General features: G+C 68.1%; 11 protein-coding genes and 1 pseudogene. 5 read left to right on the top strand and 7 right to left on the bottom strand.

What is annotated here, in order from left to right; genetic code table 11:
- The first annotated feature begins 209 nt into the window (after nucleotides 1–209).
- A complete protein-coding gene (locus tag AB0I10_RS38490) occupies nucleotides 210–893 on the top strand; it encodes a hypothetical protein (protein WP_363157403.1) in 684 nt (227 codons plus the stop codon).
- 147 nt (nucleotides 894–1,040) lie between these two features.
- On the opposite strand, the gene pqqE is transcribed toward AB0I10_RS38490, so the two are convergent.
- The 5 genes and pseudogenes from pqqE to pqqA all read right to left on the bottom strand — a co-directional run.
- Nucleotides 1,041–2,327: a pyrroloquinoline quinone biosynthesis protein PqqE gene (gene pqqE / locus AB0I10_RS38485; protein ID WP_363157402.1), complete on the bottom strand. Its 1,287-nt coding sequence runs from the start codon at nucleotides 2,325–2,327 to the stop codon at nucleotides 1,041–1,043.
- Complete coding sequence (gene pqqD, locus AB0I10_RS38480) at nucleotides 2,324–2,602, bottom strand: pyrroloquinoline quinone biosynthesis peptide chaperone PqqD (protein ID WP_363157401.1); 279 nt, start codon at nucleotides 2,600–2,602, stop codon at nucleotides 2,324–2,326. Before pqqD ends, pqqE begins: the two co-directional genes overlap by 4 nt.
- Nucleotides 2,603–2,736: 134 nt before the next feature.
- Complete coding sequence (gene pqqC / locus AB0I10_RS38475) at nucleotides 2,737–3,474, bottom strand: pyrroloquinoline-quinone synthase PqqC (protein ID WP_363157400.1); 738 nt, start codon at nucleotides 3,472–3,474, stop codon at nucleotides 2,737–2,739.
- Nucleotides 3,471–4,448 carry a pyrroloquinoline quinone biosynthesis protein PqqB gene (pqqB, locus tag AB0I10_RS38470; protein ID WP_363157399.1) on the bottom strand — a complete coding sequence of 326 codons (978 nt, stop codon included), beginning with the start codon at nucleotides 4,446–4,448 and terminating at the stop codon, nucleotides 3,471–3,473. The genes pqqC and pqqB overlap by 4 nt, the downstream gene beginning before the upstream one ends.
- A 9-nt stretch (nucleotides 4,449–4,457) precedes the next feature.
- Nucleotides 4,458–4,544, bottom strand: a pseudogene (gene pqqA, locus AB0I10_RS38465) (pyrroloquinoline quinone precursor peptide PqqA); the annotation flags it as partial.
- Between the two features lie 841 nt (nucleotides 4,545–5,385).
- On the opposite strand from pqqA, the gene AB0I10_RS38460 reads away from it, so the two are divergent.
- The 3 genes from AB0I10_RS38460 to AB0I10_RS38450 all read left to right on the top strand — a co-directional run bounded on the left by AB0I10_RS38460 (nucleotide 5,386) and on the right by AB0I10_RS38450 (nucleotide 7,873).
- Complete coding sequence (locus AB0I10_RS38460) at nucleotides 5,386–6,516, top strand: PQQ-dependent sugar dehydrogenase (protein ID WP_363157398.1); 1,131 nt, start codon at nucleotides 5,386–5,388, stop codon at nucleotides 6,514–6,516.
- Nucleotides 6,517–6,782: 266 nt separating this feature from the next.
- Entirely contained in the window at nucleotides 6,783–7,571 is a 789-nt protein-coding gene (locus tag AB0I10_RS38455; RefSeq protein WP_363157397.1) for an alpha-ketoglutarate-dependent dioxygenase AlkB, read from the top strand.
- Nucleotides 7,572–7,636: 65 nt separating this feature from the next.
- The gene (locus tag AB0I10_RS38450; protein ID WP_363157396.1) at nucleotides 7,637–7,873 is read left to right on the top strand and encodes a DUF2277 domain-containing protein; all 237 of its coding nucleotides are present in this window, start codon (nucleotides 7,637–7,639) and stop codon (nucleotides 7,871–7,873) included.
- Nucleotides 7,874–7,990: 117 nt separating this feature from the next.
- Here AB0I10_RS38450 and AB0I10_RS38445 read toward each other — a convergent pair whose 3' ends face one another.
- Together AB0I10_RS38445 and AB0I10_RS38440 are read right to left on the bottom strand one after the other, a co-directional pair.
- On the bottom strand, nucleotides 7,991–8,866 hold the full coding sequence (locus AB0I10_RS38445) for an endonuclease/exonuclease/phosphatase family protein (protein WP_363157395.1): 876 nt from the start codon (nucleotides 8,864–8,866) through the stop codon (nucleotides 7,991–7,993).
- A gap of 251 nt (nucleotides 8,867–9,117) precedes the next feature.
- Nucleotides 9,118–9,735, bottom strand: a complete 618-nt coding sequence (locus AB0I10_RS38440) for a flavin reductase family protein (RefSeq protein ID WP_363157394.1) — start codon at nucleotides 9,733–9,735, stop codon at nucleotides 9,118–9,120.
- A gap of 119 nt (nucleotides 9,736–9,854) precedes the next feature.
- Here AB0I10_RS38440 and AB0I10_RS38435 point away from each other — a divergent pair, with 119 nt between their 5' ends.
- Nucleotides 9,855–10,673, top strand: coding sequence for a recombinase family protein (locus AB0I10_RS38435; RefSeq protein ID WP_363157393.1), 819 nt, complete (start codon nucleotides 9,855–9,857; stop codon nucleotides 10,671–10,673).
- Nucleotides 10,674–10,785 lie beyond the last annotated feature (112 nt).

Here is a 10,785-nt window from a genome sequence, read left to right as displayed (position 1 = left end):
TCACGGCGAGTTGACCACGAACTTCATCGGAGACGCCCATACCAGACCAACGAGCCGAATCACGTGAAGCAACACGTTGATTCTCTGCGAGCCCTTAGTCGATCACCAGCGGCTCTGGCCAAGCTGATGCATGTACCAATCACGGAGATGGTGCCAACGAACGCCACACGCAGAGCCGCTGTGCAGCAGCGGACATACGAGGGGATCCCATGTCCTGGAACCAGGCCACCGACGTCGATGCGAGCACTACCCGTTCCGTCTTCCGACGTGGGCGCCGGGTCGCCGCGGCTTCGCTGATCGCCGTCGCCGCGCTCTCGCTGACCGCCTGCCAGGGCGCCGAGGACGACACCAAGGCGGACAAGGTCTCGTCGAGTTCGGATGCCGCAGGCAAGGGGGCGTCGTCCGGCGGCGAGTCGGTGACGCCGGGCAAGAACGGTGCCCAGGACGGGGGCGGGAACGGCGGCAATGGGTCGGGCGCCGGGACGGGCGGCAACACGGGCGGCAACACGGGCGGCGGCTCGACGTCGAACGCCGGGAAAGATGGTGCCGGTACGAGTTCCGGCTCGGCGGCCGGTTCCGGCGACGCTTCCAACGGGAAGGGCGTGAACGGCACGTTCAACGGTGTCCTCAACTACCTGGCACCCGGCAAGCTGACGGTGTCCCCGAAGTCCGGTACCGAGCAGGCGTTCTTCGTCAGCACGCAGACGAAAACCCTGGGCGCCGCAGGGATCTGCGCGTCCAACGGCAACGTCACGGCGGACGACAGCGGATACGGCACCTCGCCGTGCACCGAGTCACAGCTGGAGAAGGCGGCCAAGATGAACTCCATCGAGGTCCGGGTCACGCTCCAGGGCGGTGTCGCCACCAAGATCGTGGAGCACTACCGCCAGTGACCGAGCCGGTCGCGGCTCGCACCCCGATCAGCTGCCGTCGCGGACTTCCCCCCGGCCGCGACGGCAGCGCCGTACCCGCTGTCCGCCGTCATCCCTCAGCCCTCACGTCCCTCGTCCCTCGTCCCTCAGCCCACGTGGTTTGGTCGCTTAGGGGGCGTCGGCGCGCCGGGCCGGCCTGCGCGGGCGGCCGAGTCCACCCGGTACCCGCTCGGACGGGGCGTCCACCAGGTCGCGTACGAGGGCGTGCTCCGGGGACAGCCGGCAGGCCGGGTCGGTGGCCGTGGCATCGCCGGTGAGCGCGTACGCCTGGCAGCGGCAGCCGCCGAAGTCCTTCTCACGCAGCTCACAGCTGCGGCACGGATCGCGCATCCAGTCCGTGCCCCGGTAGCGGGTGAAGGCCCTGGAGTGGTCCCAGATCCACGCCAGCCGGCGGTCGAGGACATTGGGGGCGTCAAGGCCGGGGATCGAGGCGGCCGCCGGGCAGGGCAGGGTCGTACCGTCGGGGGTGATGGTGAGCGAGATGGCGCCCCAACCACCCATACAGGGCTTGGCGTTGCCGTCGAAGTAGTCGGGGACGACCCAGACCAGCTCGGTCCTTCCGGTGAGCTCGGCGCGCCGTCGCTGTACGGTCCGCTGCGCTCGGGTGAGCTGCTCGCGGGAGGGCAGTAGCTCGGCCCGGTTGCGCAGCGCCCATCCGTAGAACTGCGTGTTGGCGAGTTCGATACGGTCCGCGCCCCAGGCCGGACCGAGATCGATGAGGTCGTCCAGCGCGTCGAGGTTGTGGCGGTGCAGAACGACATTGAGACCGAGCGGCAGCCCGGCGTCCCTGACCAGGGCGGCGGCCCGCTCCTTGTCGGTGAACGATCGGCGCCCGGCGATCAGATCGTTGGTGCTCGGGTCGGCGTGCTGGACGGACAGTTGCACACTGCGCAGTCCGGCGTCGACGAGTCGGCCGAGCCGGACCTGGCTGAGGCCGACGCCGCTGGTGATGAGCTGGGTGTGGATGCCGGCGCCGTCGGCGGCCGCGACGATCGCCTCCAGGTCGGAGCGGAGCAGCGGTTCACCGCCGGACAGATGCGCGCTGACCACCCCGAGGTCGGCGGCCTCGCGCAGCGCGTCGGACCACTGAATGGTCGTCAGTTCCGCTGATCGGCGGGTGAGTTCGAGCGGGTTGGAGCAGTAGGGGCAGTGCAGTGGGCAGCCGTGGGTGAGTTCGGCGAGCAGGGCCCAGGGGCGGGGCGGCAAGTCCGTGGCCAGCGGCTCCGATTCCGGGTCCAGTCCCGGCTCCGATTCGAGTTCGGGTTCCGATTCGGGTTCCGATTCCGAGTCCGGGTCCGGTCGCGCGGGCGTACGGGCCCCTGGCGCGGAAGGCTTGGAGGGTACGGCGGGTTTGGAGTGTTTGGAAGGCTTGGAGGGCACGGAGGGTGCGGTCATCGCAGCCAGCCTTCCTCTCGTATCCGGTCGAGGAATTCCGGCACCTCGTCCGCCACCGGGGCACCCGGGTACTGGTTCATCAACTCAGCGACGATGTCGGGCACTTCGCGCTCTCCGTCACAGAGGCGCAGCACGGTGCCGGCGTTGCCCGTGAGTACCACGACGCGTTCGGGCAGAAGCAGCAGGTCGACGTCGCGCACCTGGTCGTGGCGCAGGTGGACGGCGGAGGCGAGGGCGGGGCGCCAGCCGGATGGGGCCGCTTCCGTGGTGGTCACGGTCACGGCCTCTGCGCTCGTGGTCACTGGCACGGCCTCTGCGCTCGTGGTCGCGGCCGGTTCCGCCCTCGTGGCGGCTCCTCTCGTCCCGTTCATGGCCGTCGGCCTCCCGTTCGTAGCCGTCGGCCTCCCGGTCACGGCCGCTCCACTAGCTCGACCGCGTCCAGCAGTGACCACAACACCTCGCACTTGAAGGTGAGCGCGGCGACCGCCAGCTCCTGTGCCGTCTCGGTGCGTGCCCAGGCCAGGACCAGCGCGAGGGCTTCCTTGCTGTCCCGCTGCCCCTGGCTCTGCCGGCCGCGGAAGTAGGCGAGGCCTTCGGCATCGATCCAGCGATAGTGCTTTTCGAAGGCGTCGATCCGGGTGCGCATGATGTCGGGCGCGGACAGTTCGGTGAGCGAGGCGGCGACGGCCTCCAAAGGCGAGCGCAGCCGGCAGAAGTTGACGTAGCCGTCGACGGCGAGGCGTACGCCGGGCAGCACGCTCGCCTCGTCCATCAGCAGCGACCGGTCGAGTCCGGCCGCCTCGCCGAGCCGCAGCCAGCGCTCGATGCCGCCCTCGCCCTCCTCCTGTCCATCGTGGTCCTGGATCCGGCGCAGCCACATCCGGCGCAGCTCCGGCGTCCGCAGCTTCGCGGTGATCAGGGCGTCTTTGACGGGGATATGGCGCTGGTAGTGAAACCGGTTGCGGATCCAGCGGCGCAGCTCCTGGGGCGTCAACTCCCCGTTGTGCATGCGGATGTTGAAGGGGTGGCGGTCGTGGTAGTGGTCGCGCGCCACGGACCGCAGCCGCTCCTCGAACGGCGCGTTTGATGACGTACGCCGTGAGGTGCTTGATAGCGCACTCGATGGCGTGCCTGATCGCATGCTCATAGGGCGATCTCCATCCCTTCCGCGGCCACCGCGAGACCCAGTTCGGCCAGTCGCTTGTGCTGTGGCGCGTCGGGATCGACGAGGGGGTTGGTGTTGTTGAGGTGGGTGTAGAAGCAGCGTGCGGTGAGCGGGGCGAGCCGGTGGGCGGTGCCATCCGGCCCGTCGATGGGCAGATGGCCCATGCCGGTGGCCGTACGGGCGGAGAATCCGCTGCGGCGTGGTTCGTCGTCGTCCCAAAAGGTGCCGTCGAGTAGGACGCAGTCGGCGTCGGCCAGCGCCGGCTGGAAGTCGTCGGGCCAGGCGGCGAGCGCGGGCGCGTATACGGCGGTGCCTCCGGTACGGCGGTCGTGCAGCCGTACCGCGATGACCCACGGCTCGACGGCCCATGGGGCGATGGCCCACGCTTCTACGGCCCGTGGGTCGATGGCCCACGCTTCGACGGCCCGTGGGTCGACGCTCGGCGTGGCGGAGCCGACGGCTGCGTATCGGGGCCGTTTCGCGGACACGGGCAGGGCGCTGATCTCGATGTCGGACCCTTCGCTCAACGGAACCGGCCGGGAGCCCAACTCCCGCCATTCGAGCGTGGCGTACGGCGTGAGGATGTCGTCCAGGTGCGCCCGGTCGCGCAGCGCGGCGCGGACCGGTCCGGTGGCGAGCACCTCGATGCGGTCGCTCTCACGGAGCCGTGCGATGCCGAGGGTGTGGTCGAGTTCGGCATCGGTGAGCACCAGTCCCGCCACGGGGGTACGGCGCGCCGCGGGCCCCGGATGCAGGGCCGGGGTGCTCTCTATCTGGTCGGCGATGTCGGGGGTGGCGTTGATCAGATACCAGTGGTCGTCGTCGGCTCGTACGGCGAGCGAGGCGTGGCGGCGGCGCCATTCGGGGTGCGTGCGTGCCCCGGAACATCCGGGGCACGCACAGTTCCACTGAGGCACTCCGCCGCCCGCCGCGGTGCCGAGCACCTGCAGCAGCATGGCGGGCGGTCAGCGTGCGTGGAGGGAATAGGCGGTGACTTCGAGCGCGGTCTCGATCACCGTGTAGCCCGGGGCCTGCCAGGTCGCCCGCTCGCCGTACGGGGCTGCGGGGTGGGCGTGGGTGTCAGTGTGGGTCTGGGTGTGGGTGGCATGCGAATGCTGATGCATCAGCGGGTTCCGCAGACTCTGCACCATGGCATCGTTCATGGCACTCGTGGCGTTCATGGCGTTCATGGAGGGGGCCAGCCTTTCTTGTGGGGCTGTAGCTGTAGCGGTGGACGCGCCTATGGCTGTGCCTGTACGCAGCTGCGGCTGTACGTGATTGCGGGTTGGGGTCGCGATTGCACGTTGCACGTCTTGCACTCGGCTGACGGTCATGACTCGCACACCGGTCGTCGCATCACCCGAATGCCGGTCGCTGCTCGCGCGCTTGTCATTGCTCGCACAGCACTGCCGAGGGAACGCCTCATACCCGCTTGCCTGCGCGACCGGCGGTCCGGTCGCCAAGGCGCCAACGGTCTCAGGGGGCGCCGGCCGTTGGCGGATCATCGAGCAGTGTGCCGCTTTGCAGAATCCTCAGACGTGGGGTCGCGGTCAATGGGGCAACCCGAAAAACGGTCTGGAGCATGACCCGATCGCACCCCCGCGCCGTAGTCCCAAATCCCATAACCGTCCTGCTCATTGCGGCTGCCCTCAGCATGCACGCACGGAGCAAAGATCTTGAACAAAAAGATCTCCGGTGCGGCGGACGCAATCAACTCCTCAACTCCCCCTAACCGAACCGGAGATACGCCCACCTCCAGTCTCTTGACCCCATGCCCACAAGCGCAGTAGTTTCCCGCCGAACCAACAGGAAACTTTCCTATCAGCCCGGCGCCGCTGATGCTCACCCGAGGGAATGCCATGCCCAGTCACACCGTCTGACCGGAGGTCCCCCATGCGCATTCGCACCAGATCCCCACGCCGCGTCACGCTCACCCTGGTGGCCGCATCCGCCCTGGCCACCGGCCTTCTCGTGACGGTCGCCGGGACCGGCGGAGCCGCCAACGCGACGCACCGCGCCACGCCCCACGGCACAACGGGCGACGGACTCGCGTCGGAGCCCGGCACCCCCAGCACCGTCTCGTCGGGCTGGTCCATCCCCTGGGGCCTGAGTTGGCTGCCCGACGGCTCCGCCCTGCTCACCGAGCGCGACTCGTTCTCGGTCTACACACTCACCCAGGACGGCACGAAGAAGCAGGTCGGCAAGGTGCCCAACGTCGTCACCACCGGCGGTGAGGGCGGACTGCTGAGCATCGCCGTATCGCCGTCCTGGAAGACCGACCATTATGTGTACGTGATGCACTCCGCCGCGGAAGGCAACCGCATCGCACGGATGACCTTCGACGGCAGCCAGCTCGGCGACTACAAGGTCGTGGTCGACGGCATCAAGAAGAACAAGTACCACAACGGCGGACGCATCAAATTCGGCCCCGACGGCTACCTGTACGCCACCACGGGCGACGCCCAGAACCCTGATCTGGCCCAGGATACTAATTCGCTCAACGGCAAGGTCCTGCGCATGACGCCCGAGGGCAAGCCGGCTCCCGGCAACCCCTTCGGCAACCTTGTCCACTCCTATGGCCACCGCAATCCGCAGGGCATCACCTGGGACGCCCAAGGACGCCTGTGGGAGGGCGAGTTCGGCAACAGCAAGTACGACGAACTGAACCTCATCGAGCCCGGCAAGAACTACGGCTGGCCCCAGTGCGAGGGCAACTGCTCGACCGACGGGATGACCAACCCCAAGCGCCAGTGGCCGGTCAGCGAGGCCTCGCCCAGCGCGGTCGCCTACTCCGACGGCGCGATCTACATGGCGGCGCTGCGCGGCGAACGCCTGTGGCGCATCCCCGTCGACGGCACGAACGCGGGCACCCCCAAGGCGTACTACACCAACGACTACGGGCGGCTGCGTACGGTCGAGTCCGTACCTGGCGAGAACTCGCTGTGGCTGACCACCACCAACGCGGACAACAACGGCGACGGAGGGCCCGGCTCGGACAAGGTGTTCCAGATCGACCTCAAGTAGTCCTGCCCCGGCACCGTCCCGCCCCATACCTACCGGCCGCGTCGCGCCCCCGCCCCCGTCCGCGCCCACATCACACAACGATGACGTCCGTTTTCCGCCAGCAGGCCACCTCGCCGATGCCGCAGACTCGACGTAGCGCCATGGGGCTCGAAAGCGAACCATGAGCCTCGCAGCCGCCCGCCCCCACTCCCATGGCACGCTGGAAGAACACCACCCCACCAGAACCCCCTGGACCGGGCAGGTCGAGAAGCAAGGTCGAGGAACACATGAGCACGCCACTTCCCGGCTTCGAGGGCTTCGGGCAGCCCGACGGCTCCGGACAGCCCGACCGCTCCGGGAACCTCGACAAGGCCCCACGCGGGCGCCGCGCGCCCCTCGCCCCCAATGGCTCGCCCACCACCCAGGGACGTTGCCCAAGCGGCCGCCGGGAACTCGCCCCCGGCGCCGTCCACGTATCCGGCTGGCTCACCCTGACGCAGCAGCGCGAGCTGGTCGCCGCCTGTCGCGGCTGGGCGCGCGGCCCGGCGCCGATCCGGCATACCAAGCTCCCCCGTGGCGGCGTGATGTCCGTCCAGACGGTGTGTATTGGCTGGCACTGGCAGCCGTATGCGTACACCCGCACCGCCGACGACGTGAATGGTGCCCGGGTCGCCGAATTCCCGTACTGGATGGTCGAATTGGGGCGCCGAGCACTGGTCGAGGCGTACCAGGACGCGTCCGCGGGCGACGACTACACCCCGGACACCGCACTGATCAATTTCTACGACGGCCAGGCGAAGCTCGGCATGCACCAGGACAAGGAGGAGCGGTCCAGCGCGCCGGTCGTCTCGCTCAGCATCGGCGACAGCTGCGTCTTCCGGTTCGGCAATACGGAGACACGCACCAAGCCGTACACCGACATCGAGCTGGCGTCCGGCGATCTGTTCGTCTTCGGCGGACCGTCCCGGTTCGCGTACCACGGGGTGCCCAAGGTCCACCCGGGCACCTGCGATCCCGCGTCCGGTCTGACCGGCGGCCGTCTCAACATCACGATGCGGGTCACCGGCCTCACCTGAGGCACACCCCGCGGGACCTGGGCACACCGCTCCCACCGTCCGGCGCCAGGGGGCACACTGGACACATGTGCCGCAGCATCAAGACGCTCCGTCCACCCATCACGCCCGAGGTCAGCGATGAGGACATCCGGGCCGCGGCCCTGCAGTACGTCCGCAAGGTCTCGGGATTCCGCGCACCGGCCGCGCACAACCGCGAAGTGTTCGATCACGCGGTGGACGTCGTCGCGGCGGCAACCCAGGAACTCCTCGACGGCCTGCAGATCCGGGGCTCCGCCACCCATCAGCACCGACAGCTCCCCTAGCGCTGAACTCCTAACGCTGGCGGAACTCAAGCCCACACCCACACGCACACCCCACCCAGGGCCCCCACACCCTCACTCCCCCACACCACTCGCCACACCACCCCACCCCCACCCCACTCACCAATCAACCAACGCCTGCACCGGAAGGTGATCGCTCGGAAACTGACCGTGCTCGGCGAAAGTGTTGATCGTGGCGCGCCGCGTATGCACGGCCGGTGAGGTGAGAATCCAGTCGATCCGGTCACCGTCCGGCACCAGCGGCCGGTATCCGTGGAATGTGGCGTACTGCGCGCTGCGCTCCTCAGCCGTGTCCCAGCTGTCGACGAGCGATCCACCGTCGAGCATCGCCTCGTACACGGGATTATTGTGTGCCGCGACATTGAAATCGCCCGTCACGATCCGGGGCAGTGCGGAATCCAGCGCGCCCAGGCGTTCGGTGATCAGCGCGGCGGACCGCTCACGCGAATACTGGTGGAGATGGTCGAGGTGAGTGTTGAGCGCATAGAACTCGCCGCCCGCCCGCACGTCCCGGAAGCGGACCCAGGTCACCATCCGCACGACGGTGTTTCCCCAGGTGGCCGACCCGATCAGATACGGCGTGTCGGACAGCCAGAAATGGTCGTACTCGACGGGCGCGAGGCGGCGCACATCGTAGAAGACCGCCGCGAATTCGTCCCGGCTTCCGCCGGCCCGGCCTGTCCCCACCCAGTCGTAATGCGGGCCGAGATCCTCAGCGATATCGCGTAGTTGCCCGTACAGCCCCTCCTGCGTTCCGAGCAGCTGCGGAGCCTCACGGCGCAGCAGTGTCCGCATCACTGGCCGGCGCTCGGCCCAGGAATTCGGCCGGGTGTCGGCGGCATACCGCAGGTTGAAGCTCATCACCCGTAGCCCCCGCCCGTGGTCGGCCGCGTGCCCGGTCCCGGCCCCGTACGCCGCCACTGGGGCGGCAACCGCCGTGGCGGCCGCCGCCCGCAGCGCGAAGCGCCTGCTCAATGCCCCCTTCGCGGAACCGGTACGGATACCAGGAGATTCACCCGGAGTTTCACCTGGAGATTCACCCGGAGATTCATTGGACGCGGAAGCGAGAGCGGTCACAGAAGGGACAGCGGTCACAGCGACTCCAGTGGTCCGTTGCTCAGACAGACACCGACAACCTCACCACAGAGTGTCGAAAACCGCCGCAAGGCGGAAGTGGCCCTCAAATGAACCGACTTGAAATCCTCCCCGGCTCCCGGCGCCTCCCCTCACCTGTTGCTGGCAGGCCCCTGCCACTCCGCGTGCCGGATGCGGGAGATCTCCCGGACGTCGCCGAGCGTGCCCCATTCGTCCTTCCCGAGCCGCGAAAGGGGTCGCATCCTGGAGATCTCGGGGTGGCCGTCGACCATCACATCCTGCGAAACGACCGCGTGCACCACCCGCCCGAACACGACCGTGGAGTCCCCGATCCCGAGCGTGCTGTGCACCTCGCACTCCAGCGCCACGGGCGAGTCAGCAACCCGCGGCGGCTTCACCCGCAGACTCGGCTCGGAGGCGATTCCCGCCGCGTCGAATTCGCTCACCCCGTGCGGAAAATCGGTACCAGTGTCATTGATCTGCTCAAAAAGCCCCTCAGGCGAAAGATTCACCACAAACTGGCCGGTGGCCTCGATATTCCGCAGGGTGTCCTTGCGGCCCACAGAACTGAACTGCACAACGGGCGGCGCCACGCTGGCAATGGAGAAGAAGGAGTGCGGGGCCAGATTGTGCGTTCCGTCGGCCGAGGTGGTGGACACCCAGGCAATGGGCCGCGGCACCACAGTGGCGGTCAGCAGCCGGTAGAAGTCATTGCGGGACATGGCGGCGGGATCAAAGTCAGTGCGCATGGTGATCAGTATCCAGGTAGGCGGCCGCGGATCGTACAGCCGATCCACGGCACCACCAAACCCCTGAGTTCGGCAGAAACTGCCCGGTATCGGGAGCCACCGAGCGCCAGGAGCCAACCGTGTCAACAGCAGCCCCCACCGTCTGGGAGGACTTCGAGGTCCCCGCCCATTCCCGCGGCGGTCAAGTCACCCTCAATCTCCATGACCACCTTGCGGCATACGCCCCCAAGCGCCCCGGCGCTTACCTGCGCATCTCCTCCGACCGCTTCGGCCTCGAAGCCGGTGTCGACCGCCAGCTCGAAGACGCGGAAGACACCCGCGCCCGCCTGCGCTGGGGAGCATTCGCCAAGGTCTACCGGGAGAACGACACCTCCGCATTCAAGAAGCGCAAGGTAATCAAGCCCGACGGCTCCATCGACTGGATCGTCCTGCGCCCCGAATTCCGTCAGCTCCTCGCCGACCTCGCCAACGGCGTCATCGACGGCGTGATCTTCTACGACCTCGACCGGCTCGTCCGCCAGTCCCGGGATCTCGAAGACCTCATCGACATCGTCGAGTACGTCAAGAGGCCGGTCACCGGCGCCACCGGCGGGCGCATGAACCTCATCAACGACAGCGACCGCCACATGGCTCGCATGATGTGCGTGATGGCGCTCAAGTCCTCCGAGGACACCTCCCGCCGCGTCGCCCGCCAGCACCTGTCCGCCGTGCAGAACGGACTCGCCCAGGGCTGCATCGCCTACGGGTGGATCCGTAAAGGCGAGCGCAAGGGGCAGCTTGTCCCAGACGAGGCCGACGTCGCCGTCAGGATCTTCCAAGACTTCATGTCGGGGGAATCGGCCTACAGCATCGCCAGGACCTTCAACACCGAAGGGCTCAAGCCTCCTGCCGCCCGCACCTGGTCGTCCACGATGGTCGCCAAGATGCCGCAGAAATAGCCGCGTAGACAAGAGGCGTGGCCCGCCCGCGGGCGGGGGGGGGGGGGGGGGATAAAAACCCCCCCCCGAGAAAAAGAGAATGAAAGAAAGGTATGGTGGATGGGACCCCCGA

Source organism: Streptomyces sp. NPDC050636 (genome assembly GCF_040654775.1).
Lineage (GTDB): Bacteria > Actinomycetota > Actinomycetes > Streptomycetales > Streptomycetaceae > Streptomyces.
This window is presented reverse-complemented; position numbering and strand designations above follow the sequence as displayed.

Coding starts and splice junctions, on each gene's coding strand:
- AB0I10_RS38490 (WP_363157403.1), top strand. CDS start 210: ATGTCCTGGAACCAGGCCACCGACGTCGATGCGAGCACTACCCGTTCC.
- pqqE (WP_363157402.1), bottom strand. CDS start 2,327: ATGACCGCACCCTCCGTGCCCTCCAAGCCTTCCAAACACTCCAAACCC.
- pqqC (WP_363157400.1), bottom strand. CDS start 3,474: ATGAGCATGCGATCAGGCACGCCATCGAGTGCGCTATCAAGCACCTCA.
- pqqB (WP_363157399.1), bottom strand. CDS start 4,448: ATGCTGCTGCAGGTGCTCGGCACCGCGGCGGGCGGCGGAGTGCCTCAG.
- AB0I10_RS38460 (WP_363157398.1), top strand. CDS start 5,386: ATGCGCATTCGCACCAGATCCCCACGCCGCGTCACGCTCACCCTGGTG.
- AB0I10_RS38455 (WP_363157397.1), top strand. CDS start 6,783: ATGAGCACGCCACTTCCCGGCTTCGAGGGCTTCGGGCAGCCCGACGGC.
- AB0I10_RS38450 (WP_363157396.1), top strand. CDS start 7,637: ATGTGCCGCAGCATCAAGACGCTCCGTCCACCCATCACGCCCGAGGTC.
- AB0I10_RS38440 (WP_363157394.1), bottom strand. CDS start 9,735: ATGCGCACTGACTTTGATCCCGCCGCCATGTCCCGCAATGACTTCTAC.